We start from the raw sequence: 19,735 nt of genomic DNA, 5'->3' as shown, positions 1-19,735 counted from the left end.
ATTGAAGCTCAGTCGGAGCGGGGGGTGTTGGAGGCGAGGCCGCCTGTCGTGGCCGCTGGCGGCAGTTCAACATGCCGCGTCAAACGCCAGAAACGTGTGTTGAGTACCACCGCGGCCACCGCCAGCCCACCCACCAGCCCGACCCACAAGCCCACCGGACCCAGGGGACCAAACACACCTAGGCTCAAGCTCAGGCCCATGCCGACCACCCAGTAGCCGAACACGGTGACGAGCATGGGAATTTTGGTGTCCTTGTAGCCGCGCAGCACGCCCATCGCTCCCACCTGCAGGCCATCGACGAGCTGGAAGACGGCGGCAAACGTCAGGAACTGCGAAGCTACCGCAATCACCTGCGCATTGGGCGTGTAGAGGCCTGCCAGGAATTCGTTGGCACTCCAGAGCACACCGGCCGACACCGTCATGAAACCGCTGCACAGCGCAATGCCCAGGCGGCCGCGGTAGCGCGCAGCGAGCGGATCACCAGCGCCCAACGCCTGGCCCACCCGCACCGTGAGCGCGATCGAGATGCCCATGGGCACCATGAAGGCGATGGAAGCGATGTTGATCGCGATCTGGTGGCCGGCCACGGTGTCCACGCCGAAGCGGCCCATGAGCAGCGCGGTGGCGGTGAACATGCCCGACTCCATCGCCATGCCGATGGAAATGGGCAGCCCCAGTCGCACGATGCGGGCGAGGTGCGTCCAGTCGGGCCGGGTCCACGTCTGGCGCAAGCGGTGGGCGGCGTAGCGCGGTGCGCGCAGGGTGTAGGCGAATAGCGCGAGGCAGCCGACGGTCTGGGCGATGCCGGTGGACAGCGCCGCGCCGGCGCCGCCCATGGCGGGCCAGCCGAACTGGCCGTACATGAAGACGTAGTTGCCCAGCACGTTGAGCGGCAGCATGAGCAGCTGCGTCCACAACATCGGCATGGTGTGGCCCATGGACTCGTTGAGAAAGCGCGGCACCAGATACAGGCAGGTGAACGGGAGGCTCCATCCGACCCACAGCAGATAGCGGCGCGTCTCACCCACGATCTCGGGCGCAATGCCCAGGTGAGGCATCAGTCCGCCCAGCGCCAGCAGCGTGGCCATCTGCACCAGCGACAGCGCCAGCGCAAGCCAGAGCCCCTGGCGCCACTCGTCACCAATCAAATGGTGGTGGTTGGCGCCGACGTGGTGTGCCATGATGGGCGTGAGCGCCAGCATCAGACCCAGGCCGGCGATGAAGGTGAAGAACCACATGGCCGAGCCCATCGCCACGGCGGCCAGCGCAAGCGGGCTGATGCGACCGGCCATCAAGGTGTCGGCCACACCCATGCCCATCTGCAGCAATTGCGCTGTGATGACGGGAAAGGCGATGAGGGCGACGGCGCGAAGCTCGGTGCGCGCTTTCTGGAGGTGGGGGAAACTCACGAAGACGAAAAAAGAAAAAAGGCGCCGAACCAAAGGGCCACAGCGCCAAGCAACACAAGCGTTTTAATTGCTCCAACTATACCGAGGCCCTACAGCCGGCCAACGCTCACATTCGCTGAACGCCACGGCGCCGCAGCAGGGCTTTTTCTGCCTCCACCGCCAGGAAGATGGCACCCGCCAAGGCGAGGATAAAACCCCAGGACGCGAGATCCAGCGCGGCGGTGCCAAACAGCTGCTGCATCGGCGGCGCGTAAATGAGCAGCGATTGCAGCACCAGCGTGATGCCCACCGCGCCCACAGCTACCGGATTGCCGAAGAGCGTTGCCCAGCGCAGCGCGCTGGCAGTGAATTGACGCACGTTGAACAGGTAAGTCACCTGGCTGATCACAAGCATGTTGACCACCGCAGTGCGCACCACTTCGAGCGAGCTGCCTCGCCCCAACTCCCACTGGTAGAGCCAGATACACGCGCCCACCATCAGAACGCTCACGTAGACGATGCGCATGAGTAGCAGGCGGGTGATCAGCGGCTCGCGCGGTGGGCGCGGCGCGCGCTGCATCACGCCCGCCTCCTCTGGCTCAAAAGCAATCGCAATATCCAGCGTGATACTGGTGACCATGTTGACCCAGAGAATCTGACCGGCGGTGATCGGCATCGCCAGACCGGCAAACACCGCCAGCAAGATGATCCCGGCCTCACCGCCGTTGGTGGGAATGATGAACAGCAGCGCCTTCTTGATGTTGTCGAACACGCAGCGGCCTTCGCGCACCGCGGCGGCGATCGACGCGAAGTTGTCGTCGGTCAGCACCAGGTCGGCCGCCTGGCGCGCAGCGTCGGTGCCGCGTTGACCCATGGCCACACCAATGTCGGCGGCCTTAAGCGCGGGCGCGTCGTTGACGCCGTCGCCCGTCATCGCCACCAGCTGGCCGCTGGCCTGCAGGCTGGCCACCAGGCGCAGCTTGTGTTCGGGGCTGGCTCGGGCCACCACGTCAGTCTCGCCCAGGCGCTGGCGCAGCGCGACGTCGTCCAGCGTGTCGATCTCGGCGCCAGTGAGGGGCTTGCCGCCGTGCAGGCCGATGCCAACGCCGATAGCGGCTGCGGTGGCCGCGTGGTCGCCCGTGATCATCAACACACGGATGCCGGCGCGCTGGCACTCGGCCACCGCTGCCACCGCCTCAGGCCGCGCCGGGTCCATCAGGCCAACCAGCCCCAGCAGGGTGAAACGCGGCGTGATGTCGGCCATGGTCAGCGTATCGGTACCCGGCGGTAACACGGTATCGGCCAGCGCCAGTACGCGCTGACCCTGACCTGCCGCAGCGCGCACCCGTGCCCGCCATTCATCGGCATCCAGGGCCTTTCCGTTCACATCCTGGGTGCAAAAGCCGATCACCTGCTCGGGCGCGCCCTTGAGCAGCGCGAACACCTGACCGCTGGCGTCGCGGTGCAGCGTGGCCATGAAACGGTGTTCGGACTCGAAGGGAATGGCGGCGATGCGCGGCGACTCGCGCTCGGCCTGCTCGTGGGTGAGACCGGCCTTGTTCGCCAGCGTGAGCAGGGCACCCTCAGTCGGGTCGCCGGCCAGGGTCCAGGCGCCATCTTCGTCGGCGTGCAGCTGCGCGTCGTTGCACAGCAGTGCGCAGCGCACCAGGCGCATCAGGCCAGGCTGCTGCGATGGGTTGACAATTTGCTCACCCACAGAAAACCCACCCTGCGGCGCATAGCCCGCACCACTCACCTCGATTGTTTCGCCCGCGAGATGCAGACCGACTGCGGTCATTTCATTCTTGGTCAGGGTGCCGGTTTTGTCGGTGCAGATCACGCCGACCGAGCCCAGGGTTTCCACCGCGGGTAGACGGCGCACCACCGCTCGGCGCTTGGCCATCGCCGAGGTCCCGATCGCCAGCGTGATGGTGACGATGGCCGGCAGACCTTCGGGGATGGCGGACACCGCCAGGCCCACCACCGCGAGAAATATGTCCAGTACCGGTCGCTCACCGATCTGGCTGCCGTACCAGAACACAAGCCCACTCACCACGAGGATGGCGAACGTGATCTGTCGCGCAAACTGGTCAAGCCGGCGCGTCAGCGGGGTGACCAGGCTGGGCACCGACGACACCAGCTGGCCGATGCGCCCCAGTTCAGTGTCTGATCCGATGGCCACGACGACGCCGCTGGCCTGCCCTTGCGTGACCACGGTACCGGCGTAGGCCATGCCGCTGCGGTCGCCCAGTGCGGCGGCCTGCGCCACGGCATCGGTGCTTTTGTCCACCGGCACTGACTCGCCGGTGAGCGCAGCCTCGTCGATACCCAGGTTGTTGACCCGCCACAGCCGCAGATCGGCCGGCACGCGTGCACCCGATTCGAGCCACACCACATCACCAGCCACCAAATCAGCCGCGTCGATCTCCAGACGACGGCCATCGCGCCACACGGTGGCGTGCCGCGCCAGCATCGCGTTCACCGCCTCCAGCGCACGCTCCGCCTTGCCCTCCTGCACAAAGCCGATCACCGCATTGATCAGCACCACCCCGAGGATGACCGCGGTATCCAGCCAGTCGTCGAGTGCGGCGGTGATGGCGGCTGCGGCCAGCAAGACATAGATCAGCAGGTTGTGGAACTGGCCCAGTAATCGGCGCAGCGCGCTGGAACGTCGAGCGACAGGCAAGCTGTTGGGGCCCTGTGCTGCGAGCCGGCGCAGGGCTTCGGCCGCACTGAGCCCCCGCTCGCTGCTGTCCAGGCGCTGCCAGACTTCATCCGGCCCCAGTGTGTGCCAGGCCGGGGGAAGGGCTTGTTCAGGGTGGCGAGGTGACTGCTCCATCCTTGAACCATAGCGCCGCGCGGCGTGGTTTCACACCGAAACAGTCAAGGGCCGTGCAAATCATCAGGTGTTGCGCTGGCCAAGGCCTGCCAGCGGATCCAGTCCTGCGGATCGTCCACATCCCACAGGGCAGGCAGCTCCTGCCAGCGCGCGCCGGCCTGGATGAGGCGCTGACGGGTCTGAGCCATCACGCGCGGTGTGCTCCACGCCACTTTCTGGAACACGCCCGGCAACGCCACCCGCAGGCCGATCAGCACGTAGCCCCCGTCTTCGGCCGGAATGAGCACGGCGTCGTGCGTCTGCAACGCATCTGCAGCCTTCTGCAGGTGCTCCGGTGTGAGCACCGGGCAGTCGGTGCCGACGATGAGCAGCGGCAGGCGCGGCGATCGCTCGAAGTGCTCCACCATGACAGCGGCCATGCGCTCGCCGATATCGCCATCTGCCTGCGGCACGCAGGCCACCCCCCAGCGGTCCCGGAGCAGGTGGAAAAGGCGGTGGACGGCACCCTGGGCGCCGTGCAGCGTCAGCGGCCCGGTGCTGGCGCGGCGCGCGGTGGCCAGGGTGCGCAGGATGAAGCCGCGCTGGGCGCGGGCCGCGCCGCCATGGCCCAGCAGCGGGGCCAACCGCGTCTTGGCCTGGCCGGGCACCGGCGCCTTGGCCAGCACCGCCACCGCCGCCGGTGCGCGCACCGCGTAGCCGTAACGGCGAGCCAGCGCATGGGCATCACCTCCCATGGTCCAGGCAGCGCGCAGGCGCCACATCAGCCACACGGTGCGCCAGAAACCGCGCTGATCCCAGCGGCGCCCGGCGGTGGTGACCTGCTCGCGCAAACAGACTGGTGGTGAGATACCCTTGAGGCGGGTGCTGAGCTCGATGTCCTCCATCAGCGGCAGCGGCGCAAAGCCACCCAGTGATTCAAATACCGCGCGCCGCACAAACATCGCCTGGTCGCCGGTGGCGATGCCGCTCCAGCGCGAGCGCCTGTTCATGAACGCCGCGACCATGGGCAGCAGCGGGTGCCGGCCTTCGATGCGCACATCGAAGCGGCCCCAGATCGCGTCGCTCGCCAAGGCCTGGGACACAAGCTCGACAGCCCTCACCGGCAAGGCGGTGTCAGCGTGCAGAAACAGCAGTGCATCGGCGCGGCGTGCCAGCGGATGGCAGGCACCGGCGTTCATTTGCGCTGCACGCCCACGCGGCGCGTGGACCACGGCATCGACACACGATCGAGCCACCACCACGGTCTCGTCGTCACTGCCGCCGTCGACCGCGATCACCGACACACCCTCGCTGCGCAAACCCGTGAGCGTCGCCAGCCGCGCGGGCAAGGTCGCTGCTTCGTTGAGCACCGGCATCACCATCGCCAGTTTCATGCAAGCGGCCTCATGCAGTGAGCGCTCGATCCAGCGCGTCAAATTCCAAGCACACGCGTTCAACCACCGGGGCGCTGAGGTAATGGTCGACGCGGTCACGCACATGTTGGATCAGCTCGCTGTCACTGAGTTCGACCGACCAGTCCTCACCGGCCGACGAGGTGCTCGACGATTGACGAGCCAGCACGCGCCACTTGGCACACCAGGTGACCGACCACAACCACATGGCCCGGCGCAGCGGCACCGCCCAGGGCAGGGCCGCTTCCGCCGCCGGGCCCATCGCCTGGCGCCAGGCATGGTAGGCGAACGCGACCTCGCTCAGGCTGAGCACCGCGTGGGTCGCCACATCCCAGGTGGTGGATGTGTAGAGCGTCGCGTGGGCCAAGTCCAGGCCGGGGTGGCTGTAGCGGCACTTCTCCAGATCCACAAGCACCGCCGATCCGTCGGCTCGCACGATGAAGTTGCCGGGGTGGCCATCAAACGCGATCAGGTGACTCGGCGGGCGGACCGGCTGGGCGCAGAGGGCAGCCAGCGACTGCAACTCAGCCGCCACCGCGGCGGCCACGGAGGGTGGTACGCGGGCTGCGCTCAGATGCTGCGCCTGTGCGCTGATTTCCTGGTGCAGATCCCGCAGCGGATCGGCCGCTGCGAGCAGCGGGGCCCGGTGAGATGCCTCGGGCAGAGGCAGAGCATGAATGGCCGCAAGCGCCGCGACGATGGCGCCCAGGTCCTGCGGCAGACGAGCAGCGCGGCCTTCGATCTCCTGCACCAGCAATGCACCGCGTGGCAATTGGTCTGATGGCGGCAATACGCCGTACAGCGCCGGTGTGTGGCCGCTGAGGGCCGCGCGCTCGAAGCAGGCGCGCTGGTAGGCCAGGTTGTGAGCTGCGTCCAGCCCCATCTGGCTTTGCTTGGGCACGCGCGCAAGCCAGCCGCTGCCCACCAGACGCACATGGTCGTGCGCCAGACCCTTGTCAGGCAAAGCTTGCAGATCGCAGCCGCGCAGCGGGTGCTGCGCGCGGAACAGCGCAGCCTGCAAGTCGGACAACAAAGAAGAGCGGCTGGACATGTGCAAACAGTATCGCTGGCGGTTCGGAAGTGGGCTACATGGGGTGTAAGAATGGCCTCACGCCATCGACTCAATCACAACAACCCACAAGGACATGGTCGTGAATCTTCGCAAAGTCTTACTGCTGATCGCCCTGGCTCTGGGCATCGGCGCCTTCTTTTTCTTCGACCTGGGTCGCTTCCTGAGCCTGGACTACCTCAAACAGAGCCAGACCAGCTTCGCCGAGCTGTATGCGAGCCAGCCGCTGCAGGTGGCCGGCGCTTACTTCCTGATCTATGTGGCCGCCACTGCGCTGTCGCTACCCGGTGCGGCCATCATCACGCTGGCCGGTGGCGCGATCTTTGGACTGTTCTGGGGTACCGTGATCGTGTCGTTCGCTTCCAGCATTGGCGCCACGCTGGCGTTTCTGGTATCGCGCTTCGTGCTGGGCAGCACGGTAGAAGACAAGTTTGGTAAGCGCCTAGTAGAAATCAACCGCGGCGTGGAAAAAGACGGCGCGTTCTACCTGTTCACGCTGCGGCTGATTCCGGTGGTGCCGTTTTTCGTCATCAACCTGCTCATGGGTCTGACGAAGATGAAGGCGCGCACCTTCTACTGGGTGAGCCAGGTCGGCATGCTAGCGGGTACGCTGGTGTACGTGAATGCGGGCACACAGCTGGCGCAGATTGAGTCCCTGAAAGGCATTCTGAGCCCCGGGTTGATCGGTTCTTTTGTGTTGCTTGGCATCTTCCCGCTGATTGCGCGCAAGATCGTCGAAGCGGTAAAAAAACGCAAGGTCTACGCGCGCTGGGCGGACGTGAAGCCCTCGTCGTTTGACCGCAACCTGATCGTGATCGGCGCCGGCGCGGGTGGTCTGGTGTCGGCATACATCGCCGCTGCGGTGAAGGCCAAGGTGACGCTGATCGAGGCCCACAAGATGGGCGGCGACTGCCTGAACTACGGCTGTGTGCCCAGCAAAGCGCTGATCAAGAGCGCCAAGCTGGCCAGCCAGATGCGCCATGGCGAGAAATACGGTCTGTCTGACACCACGCCCACGTTCAGCTTCAAGACCGTGATGCAGCGCATCCACGATGTCATCAAAGCCATCGAGCCGCACGACAGTGTGGAGCGCTACACCGGGCTAGGCGTCGAGGTGCTGCAAGGCTATGCCAAGCTGGTCAACCCCTGGACGGTTGAGATCGCGCTCAACGACGGTGGAAAACAGACGCTGACCGCGCGCAGCATCGTGATCGCCGCTGGTGCGCGCCCTTTTGTGCCGCCACTGCCCGGCCTGGACGACGTGGGTTATGTCACCAGCGACACGCTGTGGGACGAGTTCGCGAAGCTGGATGAGGTGCCCAAGCGCCTGGTCGTGCTGGGCGGTGGCCCCATCGGCTCCGAGCTGGCACAAAGCTTTGCGCGCCTGGGTTCCCAGGTGACGCAGGTGGAAATGGGCCCGCGCATCATGGCGCGGGAGGACGAAGAGGTGAGCGAGTTGGCCAAGCAGGCACTGCAGGCCGATGGCGTGGACGTGCGCGTGGGCCACAAGGCGCTGCGTTGCGAAACCATCGATGGCGAAAAAACGCTGATCGTCGAGAATGAAGGGCAGGAACAGCGCATCGCCTTTGACCAGCTGCTGTGCGCCGTGGGCCGCAGTGCCCGCCTCACCGGCTACGGCCTGGAAGACATCGGCGTCCCGACGAGCCGCGTGGTGGAGACCAACGAGTACCTGGAAACGCTGTACCCGAACATCTTCGCCGCGGGCGACGTGGCCGGGCCTTACCAGTTCACCCACGTGGCGTCGCACCAGGCCTGGTACGCGGCCGTGAATGCGCTGTTCGGCGACTTCAAGAAGTTCAAGGCCGACTACTCGGTCATCCCTTGGGCTACCTTCATCGACCCTGAGGTGGCGCGTGTCGGCCTCAATGAACAGGAAGCCAAGGAAAAGAGCATTGCCTACGAAGTCACCAAGTACGGCATCGACGACCTCGACCGCGCGATTGCCGACAGCGAGGCGCATGGCTTCGTGAAGGTGCTCACCGTGCCGGGCAAGGACACCATCCTGGGCGTGACCATCGTGGGCACGCACGCGGGTGACCTGCTGGCCGAGTATGTGCTGGCGATGAAGCACGGCCTGGGTCTGAACAAGATCCTGGGCACCATCCACACCTACCCCACCCTGGCCGAGGCCAACAAATACGCCGCCGGCGAGTGGAAGCGCGCCCATGCGCCAGAAAAGCTGCTGGTGTGGGTGAAAAAGTTCCACGACTGGCGCCGCGGTTGAACCCACTGCCTGCATCTGCATCGAAGGTCCACACCATGAACTCACAGCCCACCACCCGTCGCCACACCCTCGGTCTGATGACCGCGCTGGCCAGCGCTACGTTGCTGCCGCTGAGTGCCTTCGCCCAGGCCGGATTCGACCACCAGTACACCGCTTGGAACACGCTGTTGAACAAGCACGTGCGCTGGTTGCCCGATGGCAAGCAGTCGCAGGTCAATTACAAAGCTTTTGCGGCCGACCGCGCAGCGCTCAAGGGTGTGCTAGCAACGCTCAGCGCCGTGCCCAGGGCCACGTTCGATGGCTGGAGCAAGCCGCAGCAGATGGCGTTTCTGATCAATGCCTACAACGCCTTCACCGTCGAGCTCATCCTCACGAAGTACCCCGACCTCAAGTCGATCAAGGACCTGGGTTCGCTGTTCCAGTCGCCATGGAAAAAGGAGTTCTTCACCCTGCTGGGTGGCGAACGGCATCTGGACTGGGTCGAGCACGAACAGCTGCGCCCGGTCTACAAGGAGCCGCGTGTGCACGCCGCCGTCAACTGCGCCAGCATCGGCTGCCCCGCATTGCGCGACGAAGCCTTCACCGCGAGCCAGCTCGAAGCCCAGCTCGAAGACGGCATGCGCCGCTTCATGGCCGACCGCACGCGCAACCGCGTGCGCAGTGGCAAGGTCGAGGTCAGTTCCATCTTCAAATGGTTCAAGGAAGACTTCAACAGCGGCTACCGCGGCTTCAAGCAGGTGGAAGACGTGTTTGCCGCCTATGCCGAGCAGCTGAGCGACAGGCCCGAAGAACAAGCTGCATTGCGCGCCAGGAGCCTGCCCGTGAGCTACCTCGACTACGACTGGTCGCTCAACGACGTGGGTCGCTGAGCGTGAAGCGCGTCACCCTGGCCGCAATGTTGGCGAGCTGCGCTGCGGCCGTGTTGGCGCAGACCATCCTCCCCCTGTCCCCGTTGCTGCAAGGCGGCGATGCGCTGTCCACCGAATGGCGCTTCGTGGGTTTCCCCAAAAACCAGGCTGAGATACCGCCCACGCGCTTCGAGGCTGGTGTGGTGGGCGGCGAGCCCGCACTCAAGGTCGTCACCGACCGCTCCTACGGCACCTGGGTCAATGGCTGGCGAGGCCCGGCACCGGCGCGGCTGCAATGGCGCTGGCGGCTCGATGAACCGCTCACCGGCGGCCGCTCCGCGCCCGACCTGCTGAGCAAGGCCGGCGACGACGCCGCCCTCAAGGTGTGCGTGATGTTCGACCACTCTCTGGACCGCGTGCCTTTCATCGAGCGCACCCTGTTGCGCGTCGCCCGCAGCGTGAGCGGCGCGCCGCTGCCCGCCGCCACGCTTTGCTATGTGTGGGACAGCGCGGGCGCCTCGGGCGTGCAGGGCGCCAACCCCTACACCCGGCGCGTGCGCTTCATCAGCCTGCGAGGCCGCGATGCCCCGCTGGAGCGCTGGGTGAGCGAGTCGCGCGACGTGGCACAAGACTTCGCCGCCCTGTTCGCCGACGAACTGCCGCAAGGCGCGCAGGCGCCGGACGCCGACCTACCACCGGTGAACACGGTGTTGATCGGTGCCGACAGCGACAACACCGCCAGCCGGAGCCTGGGTTGGGTGGTCGACCTGCGCTGGGGGCGATAGGCAAGCCCCTACGCTCCACCGCTGCGCGGGTCACTGCCCCTTGGGGAGCTGGGCTTGCCTGGGGACGGCACGACAGTTGCCCATCGCTGCGGTCCCGGGCCGCAGTCTTTGCGGGCGTGGCCTGCCACCCGGCTAACATCCATGCTCATGCAACCCACCGGCATCAAGAAACTTCTGCTGCTTGGCGCCGGACATGCCCATGTGCATGTATTGGCCCGGCTGGCGCAGAACCGCCCGGCGGATCTGGACGTGACCGTGGTCACGCCCTATCCGTTCCAGACCTACAGCGGCATGACACCAGGCTTTGTGGCGGGCCGCTACAGCGCGGCCGAATGCCAGATCCCGCTGGAGCCGCTGTTGCGCGCTGCCGGCGCAAAGTGGGTGCAGGCGCGCTGCACCGGCATCGACGCTGCCGACCAGCGCGTTCGCCTCAGCCCGGCAGGCAAGAGCCACAACGTCAACGACATCGTGCCGCCCGACCTGCGTTACGACCTGCTGTCCATCGACACTGGCGCCGTCATCGACCGCGAGCGCCTGGAAGCCGAGATGCCCGGTGCAGCCGCACGCGCGCTCATCGTGCGTCCGATAGAAGCCTTCGCCGCACTGTGGCCTCAGGTACTGGCGCTAGCCGACGAGAAGCCGGTGTCAGTGGTGGTGGTGGGCGCCGGCGCGGCCGGGCTGGAGCTGCTATTTGCGGCCGAACAATGCCTGCGCCAGGCCGGTCACAGGGCGGCGCGCTTCACCCTCATCACAGGCGGCGGCGAGGCGGCCACCAACTACAGCGATGGTGTGCAACGTCGCGTGCGGCGCCAGCTCAAGCGGCGCCAGATCACGGTATTGCGCGAAACCTGCGTGGGCGTAGAGGCCCACGAGGTGCTGCTGGGCAGCGGCGCCACCCTGGCCTGCGACGTTCCCATCCTCGCCATCGGCACCCACGCGCCGCCCTGGTTGCAAGGCACCGGGCTGGCGCTCTCCGAGGCCGGCCATGTGCTGGTTAACGCCTTCCAGCAGAGCACCAGCCACGCCAATGTGTTCGCTGCCGGTGATGTGGCCACGCGCGCCGACGGCACGCACCCCAAAAGCGGCGTCTACGCGGTGCGCGCCGGCCCGCCTCTGGCGCACAACCTGCTCGCCGCCCACGAAGGTCAGGCGCTCAAGGCGCACCATCCGCCGCAGCACACGCTCAATCTGCTGTCGTGCGGCGCCGGCCACGCCATCGCCAGCTACGGCCCGTTGCACGTCGAAGGTGCCTGGGCTTGGCGCTGGAAAGACCGCATAGACCGCGCCTTCGTGGCGAAATACAGCCTTCCCTTCGCATGACGCCCACGCCCGATCGCAGCGCCTGGCAGGTCTTCCTGATCTTCCTGCGGCTCGGGCTCACCTCGTTCGGCGGACCGGTGGCGCACCTGGGCTATTTCAGGCAGGAGTTTGTCGAGCGCCGCCGCTGGCTGAGCGAAGCAGCTTACGCCGACCTGGTGGCCCTGTGCCAGTTTTTGCCCGGCCCGGCGAGCAGTCAGGTCGGCCTCGCGCTGGGCCTCTCGCGCGCCGGATACGCCGGCGCCTTGGCCGCCTGGGCCGGCTTCACCCTGCCCTCGGCCTTTGCGCTGATCGCGCTCGCCCTCGGCCTGACGCAAGCCGGCGACGCGGTGCCTCCCGGCCTGCTGCATGGCCTCAAGGTGGTGGCGGTAGCGGTGGTGGCGCAAGCTGTCTGGGGCATGGCGCTCAGCCTCTGTCCCGACACCCCGCGCCGCGCGCTCATGCTCGCCAGCGCTGCACTGCTCATCGCCTGGCCTAGCACCTGGATGCAGCTGCTGGCCATCGGCCTGGCCGCGCTGGTCGGGCTGGCCTGGCTTCGCCCTGCGGCAGACACCCCGCACCAGCCCATGGGCGTGCCCGTGAGCCGGCGTGCCGGTGCCACCTGGCTGGCGCTGTTCTTGGCGCTGCTACTGGGCTTGCCGCTGCTGGCCGCGGCGCTGCCCGGGCAGGCGCTGGCTGTGGTCGACGCGTTTTACCGCGCTGGCGCCCTGGTCTTTGGCGGTGGGCATGTGGTGTTGCCGCTGCTGCAGACCAGTGTGGTGCCCAACGGCTGGGTCAGCGCCGACGCCTTTGTGGCCGGCTACGGCGCCGCGCAAGCCGTGCCCGGCCCGCTCTTCACCTTCGCCGCGTTTCTCGGCGCCAGCCTGTCGGGTACGCCCACTGGCTGGGCTGGCGGCGCCCTCGCGCTCGCCGCCATCTTCCTGCCCGCCCTCCTGCTGATCGCGGGTGCCCTGCCGTTCTGGGAACAACTGCGCGCCCAGCACCACGTGCGCGCCGCCCTTCTGGGCATTAACGCCGCCGTGGTCGGTCTGCTGCTGGCCGCGCTGTGGAACCCGGTGATCACCAGCGGGATCCACGGCGTGGACGATGGCCTGCTGGCTGCCGCGGCGCTGCTGGCCTTGATGCGCTGGAAATGGCCGCCGTGGCTCGTGGTAGCGGGCTGTGCACTGGCGGGCGCGGCACTGAGCACTTGAAATTGGACGCCTACTTCACCAACCTGAAGGACGGTGACCAGATCGAAACCCCATATGTGCTGAAGTTCGGCCTCTCGGGCGGCTGGGGGCTCGCGCCTGTGGCCGAGGCCTCCAGTGACAAGGCGGGCCATCACCACCTGCTGGTCAACCGCGACCTGCCCCTCAATTTCAAAGAGGCGTTGCCGTTCAACGACCAATACATCCACTTTGGTGGCGGTCAGATGGAGACCGTGCTGATGTTTGAGCCGGGCACCTACACCCTGCGCATGCTGCTGGCCAACCAGCAACATCTGCCGCACTTTGTGTACAGCAAACCGGCCAAGATCACCGTTACCAAGAAGAACCCAACCGACCCCAAAACCCTGCAGACCAAAGGCATCGGCCTGATGCTGCCCGAGGGCGACGTGCGCGCGCCCTTCCGGGTGCAGTTCCATGCCTCGAAACTCAACGTGGCCAATCTGGACCAGCACGTGCCTGACACCGGTCACTTCAAGCTCCAGATGACCTCGACCAGTGGCAACGGCAGCGCAGACATAAACTACACCAATGGCCAGACCGAGGTCCACCTCTCACCCCCGCCGGGCACGTACCGGATGCGGCTCGAGTGGGTGGATAACATCACCGGCCGCACCGACGTGACCAAGCCCGCCACGGCGCAAATACAGGTTCTGGGTCGGTGAGAATTCGTTCTCGGCGGCTGCCAACCTGTCAGCGGCCGGGAAGTCCAACCAGACGCTGGCGTCGATCGCCAGGTTCACGGCTGACGCCGCTTAAACGCCAAGTGCGGTGGGGTCGAAGCGCGAGGCTCAACACCCCATCAAATCCGCCAGCTGCACCAGATCCCGCGCATTCAGCGTGTTGGCCGGATCGGGTGACACGTCCTTGGGCTGACCCTGGCCGAATTCAAATGGTCGCTCGATGTAGGCCGTCTGCAAGCCACAGGCGCGGGCGGCGGCCAGGTCGTCCTGGTGGGCGGCGACCAGCATGACCTGCTCAGGATCCAGGTCAAAGGTCTCGGCCACGCCGAGGTAGGTGCGCGGGTCGGGCTTGTAGGCGCGGAACACCTCGGCCGACAGGATGCAGTCCCATGGCAGGCCGGCGCGCTTGGCCATGTTGGTGAGCAGGCCGAGGTTGCCGTTGGAGAGGGTGCAGATCGTGAAACGGCTCTTGAGTAGGGTCAGGCCGGCCACGGTGTCTGGCCAGGCGGCTAGCCGGTGCCAGGCGCGGTTGAGGTCGCGGCGCTGTGTCTCATCCAGATGCGCCAGACCAAAGCGCGGCAGGATGTCATCCAGAATCAGCCGGTGGAGGTCGTCGATCCGGGTCCAGCCAAGCTCCCCCGAGCGCACGCGCTGCATGGCGGGCTGGTAACCGGCGCGCCATGCGAGCGCAAAGGCATTAGCGTCCACCTTCGGGTCGATGGCCTCCACCTCGCGCACGATGCTGCTGTGCCAGTCGACGACGGTGCCGAAGATGTCGAAAGCGAGTACCTGGGGTGGGGTCATGACGGGCCGATCGAAGTCAATGGTTGCAGGAAACAGCGCGCCCGCGGCGTCAGAGCCAGCGGCGCACACGGGCGCAGTAATCCACGTAGACCTCACCAAAGCGCTCTCTCAACACGCGTTCTTCAGGCGCGATCTGAAAGCGGCTGATGTAGGCCACAAAGACTGGTGGCCCCAACAGTGCCAGGGGCGACCACAACATCACCGCGCCGGCGCACAGAAACAGGGCTAGCCCCACGTACATCGGGTTGCGCGAGATGCGGTAGACGCCGCTACTCACTAGGCTGGAGGTCTTGCCCGGCTTCATCGGATTCACCGTGGTCCTGGCACGGTGAAAGGCCCAAAGGCCTGAGAGATCAAACGCGGCGCCTACCGCCACCAACCCCAGCGCCAGCGGAATCCGCCACGCGGGCAGATCCAACAGCGGCCACCAGGCCGAGGCATTCCACATTAGCAGCGCTACGATGAGTGCCACCACCGGCGGGGGAATTCGGGTATCCAGGGCGTGGGTGTTCATGAGCACTTCACCAGTCCACCAGGCTCAGGCCTGCGGCGAACACGGTGCGTTTGCGGTTGTAGTCGATCAGGCTGTCGCCGTATCCGCTGAACAGCTGTGCGTGAAAGCGCAAGCCGGTATCGGGGCGCCCGATGCTGCGCAAGTACTCCAGGCGAGCCGAGCCGCGTCCGCTAGCCCGCAGCGAATGGCGCAGCGTGAGGCCCAGCGTGTGCAAGGTTTTGTCGGTGCCCACACCACTGTCGAAGCTCCAGCGGCCTACGACTTCCCCACGGCCCACGAATTCGCTGATGTCGGGGTTGTCATCCTGACCAGGCTTTTCATCCATGCGTCGCCAAACGCGAGTCTGCAGCGTGAAGCGGTCGCCGTTGTTGGCAATCTTGTCGGCCGCGCCCATGACAAACGCGCGGTTCCAGCTGCGCGACAGCGGCAGGCTCTGGCCGTTGGACTGGTGCACCACGCCGGCCGCACTCATTCGGTAGGTCCAGCCCCCGGGCAGGCTGATGAAGTGCGGGAATACGTACATGAGCTCAGGCTCGTGATCGGTGCTGCGAAACGGCCGCGAAATGTCCCCGTTGAACAGCTGCCAGTAGCTCTGCTGGGTGTAACCGAACCAGAGCGAGTCGCGCAACGGATCGTCATCGCGGCGCAGGAATCCACTCAGAACCTTGGTGCGCACGCTCAGATTGATCCTGAGTTCGCCCGGCTGGTAGGGCAAAGCGCTGGTCGGCGTGCGACCGACCGCAGGGGAATCGGGCAAGGTATTGACCGGATGCCCCCCAACCAGGCTGAGCGACACTGGCCGGTAAGCGTGCAGCTCGAAGTTGTCGCGGGCGGTGGCATGCTCCAGATCCCAGAAGCGGGTGATCTCGCTGGGTTGCGCGCTAGCGCGCTGCGCGGCAGATGCAACCGGTGGCTCAGGCACCGTCGTCGGTGGGGTAGCGTACGGCACGGGGGGCGGGCTTTGCAGTTCGACCGGGTTGGCGAACTGCCTGGCCTTCTGGTCGAAGCAAGTCAGACGCTCCGCGTTGTCGGTGATGGTGGCGCAGGTGAGCCAGTCATTGGCGTGGGCAGGCGACAGGGCGCTCAGCATCGCGGTGGACAACAACAGGGATAGCGGCTTCATGATGCGATGGTAGAACAGACGCGCAGACACCACAGCCGCACACCGTGCAACCGATGTTGTCAATCGGTGCGGCATATAGCTTGCCCACCTAGCCCATCCATGCGGCCCGGGGCGAACGCTGCGCTCAGCCCACCGTGAGGCGGACGCCGTCGCTGCGTGCGGCCCGGATTTCGCCGACATCGGCCGCAGCGGCAAAGCCGTGGCGCTGGAAGATAGCCAGCACGTCGGTCACCGTCTCGGGTGCGCACGCCACCAGCAAGCCACCACTGGTCTGCGGATCGCTCAGCAGCGCCTGGTCCACCGGCAACACGCCTGCGCCCAGTTGCACCTCGTGGCCATACGCGGCCCAGTTGCGGCCAGAAGCGCCGGTCACCATGCCCTGCGCCGCGAGCTCACGCACGCCGGGCAGCAGCGGCACCTGCGCCAGGTCGATGTGGATTGCCGCCTTGGCGCCGCGCGCCATTTCCAGCACGTGGCCCGCGAGGCCGAAACCGGTGATGTCGGTCAGCGCGTGCACGCCATCGAGCTTGGACAGGTCGGGGCCTGGGGTATTGAGCTTGGTGGTGTTGGCAATCATCTGCTCGTAGCCTTCGGGAGACAGCGCATCTTTCTTGAGCGCCGCTGACAACACGCCCACGCCCAGCGGCTTGCCGAGCACGAGGCGGTCGCCCACTTTGGCATCGGCGTTTTTCTTGACGTGCTTGGGGTGAATCAGCCCGAGCGCCACCAGCCCGTAAATCGGCTCCACAGAGTCGATGGTGTGGCCGCCGGCGATCGGAATGCCGGCCTCGCGGCAGATGCTCTGGCCGCCGTCCAGGATCTTGCCGATGGTGGCGGTGGACAACACATTGACTGGCATGCCCACCAGCGCCAGCGCCATGATGGGTGTGCCTCCCATGGCGTACACATCGCTGATCGCATTGGCCGCGGCGATACGCCCGAAGTGGTAGGGGTCATCCACGATCGGCATGAAAAAGTCGGTGGTGGCGATCAGCGCCTGCTCTTCGTTGAGCTGATAGACCGCCGCATCGTCTGCGGTCTCGATGCCCACCAGCAGTTCCTTCGGGATCGGCATGGAGCTGGTGCCCTTGAGAATTTCACTCAGCACACCGGGTGCGATCTTGCAGCCGCAGCCGCCGCCATGCGAGAGACTGGTCAGGCGGGGCTCGGTGCCGGCGGGGTGGGTCGGTGCGTTCATGTCGTCTCCGGGAATGGGGGGAAGGTTTCAACAGGTGGGTCGGCTCAAAGGCGCCTGCCTTACAACTGTTCGGTGCCGGGCAGCCCGGCCAGCGCCTGCAACAGGTGGCGCTGCTCCGATTCGCGTTCAAACCAGGCTGCGCGTGCTTCACATTGTGCTTGCAGGCTCGCCAGCGTGCCAGCCGGTTGCCCGATGCCCGCACGGCAGGCGCGCAGCAGCTCGACCAGCTGCACGGCGTCGCCGGGCGGGAAATAGCCTGCGTAGTCTGCACCCAGCATGCCCACGTTACCGGCAATCTCAGAGGCCAGCACCGGCGTGCCGCTCAGCACGGCCTCGATGATCACGTGCGCGCCGCCCTCCATGCGGCTGGGGTGCAGCAACACATGGGCACGCTGGATGCGATCGCGCGCGGCGCCGTGTGCCACACCGCCCAGCCAGCGGTAGTGTGGGCAGGCGGCCTGCGTGGCGCGCGCGGCATCGCCCAACCCCGGGTCCAGCGCCTGGCCCAGGTGGTCGATGCGAATGCCTTCCTCGGGCGCGATCAGCCGCGCAGCTTCAAAAATGGTTTGCGGCGACTTTTCGTCGCGCAGGTGGCCAACCACCACCGCGCGCAGGTGCTGTGTAGTCTTGACCAAGGTGCTCCGGCGCGTGCTGGACTGGAACACCACGCGGCACTTGTCGCGCCAGGCCTCGGGCACATCGCGCGGCCCCTGGTCTTGCAAGACGATGAGACGGTGCGCCAGCGCGAGCGAGCGCTGGGCGCTGGCGTCGTGCGTGATGTCGCGGTAAAGGTCGGTGCCGGTGAGCGCCACCACCAGCGCCCGCCCGGGCCGAAACCTGGCCCAGGCCGAAATCGAGTCGGCCGAGCGGCGCGCGTGCAGCGCGAGCAGCGCATCGGTCTGCCCATCTTCCGCGCTGTCGCCAGACCAGGTTTTGCTCAGGCGCACCCGATAATGACCTCGGAGCAGTCGCGCCCAACGGCGCGCCGTCTGCCAGTTGCCGTTGTTGGCGTCGGCCAGCGCGGGGGTGACGATACAGAGAGAAGGTTTTTGCATGGGCTGGACGAAGTCAGGCATTGTGTCCGAAGCGCTGGGGGCGCGCCGCGCAGACAAAGCCGCACTGGAGGCTTTGCTGCTTGACGCGCGTGCGCGAACGCTGCGCCTGTTTGCGGCTTACGAGGCCGCGCTCGGCCCCGAGCTGCGTGTACCCTGCACACCCGAACTCAACCTGCCGCTATGGGAATTGGGCCATGTGGGCTGGTTTGCCGACTGGTGGATCGCCCGCAACCCGCAGCGCCACCTGGGCACGCAGGCCGACCCGGATGTGCCACGCACGCAGCCACACCAGCCCGGGCGCGGCGCGAGCAGCGACAGCCTCTACAACTCGAGCACCGTGGCCCACGACCGTCGCTGGCAACTCGAGCTGCCCGATGCCGGCGCCACGCGGGCGCAGCTGGAGGCCAGCCTGGCTGACACGCTGGCACTGCTGCAGACCGCCGAGGACGACGACCAGGGACTGTACTTCCACCGCCTCGCGCTGTTCCACGAAGACATGCACGCCGAGGCTGCGGTCTACATGGCGCAAACGCTGGGCTTTGACCCGGGCGAAACGGCCCACCCGCGCCCATCAGTCCCACCCGCCTTTCAGACGCTGCGGCTGGACAGCGGCATCTGGACGCTGGGCAAGGCGCCCGACGGCTTCGTTTTCGACAACGAGCTGGGTGCGCACGCTGTGCCGGTGGCCGCGTTCGAGATCGATGCACAGCCGGTTCGCTGGGCGCAGTACCTGCAATTTGTCAACCAGGGTGGCTACCGAGACCGTGCTTGCTGGAGCGACGCTGGCTGGCAATGGCTGTCGCGCAACGGCGCCACCGCACCCCGTTACCTGCGCTCGACTGTTGCAGGCTGGGAACAGCAAACCCACGGGCGCTGGCAACCGCTGGACATGGAGGCGGCGGCCTGCCACCTCACCGCCTTCGAAGCCGAGGCCTGGTGCCGCTGGGCGGGCCGGCGCCTGCCCACCGAGGCCGAATGGGAGCGCGCCGCGCACAGCGCCGAAGGCTTCGCCTGGGGCGAGGTCTGGGAGTGGACCAGCAGCCCGTTTACTCCCTACCCCGGCTTCGTCGCCCAGCCCTACGTGGACTATTCCCGCCCGTGGTTCGACGGCCGGCCCGTGCTCAAAGGCGCCAGCCTGGCCACGGTCCCGCGCATGCGCCACCCCAAGTACCGCAACTACTTCCCCCACGAGCGCAACGACATCCTGTCCGGCTTTCGCAGCGCAGTGAGCGTGTAGCTCCCTTGCGAGCGCCGTCCTTCGGATGCAA

16 protein-coding genes are annotated in these 19,735 nt (G+C 66.6%); 7 read left to right on the top strand and 9 right to left on the bottom strand.

The genetic code is table 11. From position 1 onward, the window contains the following. Positions 1-8 precede the first annotated feature (8 nt). The 4 genes from GPT34_RS08375 to GPT34_RS08360 all read right to left on the bottom strand — a co-directional run bounded on the left by GPT34_RS08375 (position 9) and on the right by GPT34_RS08360 (position 6,669). Positions 9-1,409: an MATE family efflux transporter gene (locus GPT34_RS08375; protein ID WP_291011001.1), complete on the bottom strand. Its 1,401-nt coding sequence runs from the start codon at positions 1,407-1,409 to the stop codon at positions 9-11. A 106-nt stretch (positions 1,410-1,515) separates the two neighbouring features. After that, positions 1,516-4,227: an HAD-IC family P-type ATPase gene (locus tag GPT34_RS08370; protein WP_291010999.1), complete on the bottom strand. Its 2,712-nt coding sequence runs from the start codon at positions 4,225-4,227 to the stop codon at positions 1,516-1,518. Positions 4,228-4,271: 44 nt separating this feature from the next. Further along, positions 4,272-5,600, bottom strand: a complete 1,329-nt coding sequence (locus GPT34_RS08365; protein WP_291010997.1) for a TIGR04283 family arsenosugar biosynthesis glycosyltransferase — start codon at positions 5,598-5,600, stop codon at positions 4,272-4,274. Positions 5,601-5,610: 10 nt separating this feature from the next. Next, positions 5,611-6,669 (bottom strand): phosphotransferase, encoded by a 1,059-nt coding sequence (locus GPT34_RS08360; protein WP_291010995.1) that lies wholly within the window; start codon positions 6,667-6,669, stop codon positions 5,611-5,613. Positions 6,670-6,763: 94 nt separating this feature from the next. Here GPT34_RS08360 and GPT34_RS08355 point away from each other — a divergent pair, with 94 nt between their 5' ends. The 6 genes from GPT34_RS08355 (at position 6,764) to GPT34_RS08330 (ending at position 13,755) form a co-directional block, all read left to right on the top strand. Next, positions 6,764-8,932: a bifunctional TVP38/TMEM64 family protein/FAD-dependent oxidoreductase gene (locus tag GPT34_RS08355; RefSeq protein ID WP_291010993.1), complete on the top strand. Its 2,169-nt coding sequence runs from the start codon at positions 6,764-6,766 to the stop codon at positions 8,930-8,932. A 35-nt stretch (positions 8,933-8,967) separates the two neighbouring features. Further along, on the top strand, positions 8,968-9,801 hold the full coding sequence (locus GPT34_RS08350) for a DUF547 domain-containing protein (protein WP_291010991.1): 834 nt from the start codon (positions 8,968-8,970) through the stop codon (positions 9,799-9,801). Between the two features lie 2 nt (positions 9,802-9,803). Beyond that, positions 9,804-10,565 (top strand): DUF3047 domain-containing protein, encoded by a 762-nt coding sequence (locus GPT34_RS08345; protein ID WP_291010989.1) that lies wholly within the window; start codon positions 9,804-9,806, stop codon positions 10,563-10,565. A gap of 141 nt (positions 10,566-10,706) precedes the next feature. Further along, positions 10,707-11,885, top strand: a complete 1,179-nt coding sequence (locus tag GPT34_RS08340; protein ID WP_291010987.1) for an FAD-dependent oxidoreductase — start codon at positions 10,707-10,709, stop codon at positions 11,883-11,885. After that, positions 11,882-13,075: a chromate efflux transporter gene (gene chrA, locus GPT34_RS08335; RefSeq protein WP_291010985.1), complete on the top strand. Its 1,194-nt coding sequence runs from the start codon at positions 11,882-11,884 to the stop codon at positions 13,073-13,075. The genes GPT34_RS08340 and chrA overlap by 4 nt, the downstream gene beginning before the upstream one ends. After that, positions 13,072-13,755, top strand: coding sequence for a DUF4399 domain-containing protein (locus tag GPT34_RS08330; RefSeq protein ID WP_291010983.1), 684 nt, complete (start codon positions 13,072-13,074; stop codon positions 13,753-13,755). The genes chrA and GPT34_RS08330 overlap by 4 nt, the downstream gene beginning before the upstream one ends. A 126-nt stretch (positions 13,756-13,881) precedes the next feature. Here the strand turns inward: GPT34_RS08330 and GPT34_RS08325 are convergent, their stop codons facing one another. The 5 genes from GPT34_RS08325 to senB all read right to left on the bottom strand — a co-directional run bounded on the left by GPT34_RS08325 (position 13,882) and on the right by senB (position 18,467). After that, a complete protein-coding gene (locus tag GPT34_RS08325; RefSeq protein ID WP_291010981.1) occupies positions 13,882-14,577 on the bottom strand; it encodes a haloacid dehalogenase type II in 696 nt (231 codons plus the stop codon). Positions 14,578-14,626: 49 nt separating this feature from the next. Next, positions 14,627-15,091 carry an isoprenylcysteine carboxylmethyltransferase family protein gene (locus tag GPT34_RS08320; RefSeq protein ID WP_291010978.1) on the bottom strand — a complete coding sequence of 155 codons (465 nt, stop codon included), beginning with the start codon at positions 15,089-15,091 and terminating at the stop codon, positions 14,627-14,629. A gap of 7 nt (positions 15,092-15,098) precedes the next feature. After that, the gene (locus tag GPT34_RS08315; protein WP_291010975.1) at positions 15,099-16,214 is read right to left on the bottom strand and encodes a phospholipase A; all 1,116 of its coding nucleotides are present in this window, start codon (positions 16,212-16,214) and stop codon (positions 15,099-15,101) included. 124 nt (positions 16,215-16,338) lie between these two features. Further along, positions 16,339-17,412, bottom strand: a complete 1,074-nt coding sequence (selD, locus tag GPT34_RS08310; protein ID WP_291010974.1) for a selenide, water dikinase SelD — start codon at positions 17,410-17,412, stop codon at positions 16,339-16,341. A gap of 59 nt (positions 17,413-17,471) precedes the next feature. Then, on the bottom strand, positions 17,472-18,467 hold the full coding sequence (senB, locus tag GPT34_RS08305; protein WP_291010971.1) for a selenoneine biosynthesis selenosugar synthase SenB: 996 nt from the start codon (positions 18,465-18,467) through the stop codon (positions 17,472-17,474). On the opposite strand from senB, the gene senA reads away from it, so the two are divergent. Next, the gene (gene senA / locus GPT34_RS08300; protein WP_291010969.1) at positions 18,466-19,704 is read left to right on the top strand and encodes a selenoneine synthase SenA; all 1,239 of its coding nucleotides are present in this window, start codon (positions 18,466-18,468) and stop codon (positions 19,702-19,704) included. The two genes, senB and senA, sit on opposite strands and share 2 nt — an antisense overlap. Positions 19,705-19,735: the final 31 nt, after the last annotated feature.

The organism is Hydrogenophaga sp. (assembly GCF_011390835.1).
Lineage (GTDB): Bacteria > Pseudomonadota > Gammaproteobacteria > Burkholderiales > Burkholderiaceae_C > Hydrogenophaga.
This window is presented reverse-complemented; position numbering and strand designations above follow the sequence as displayed.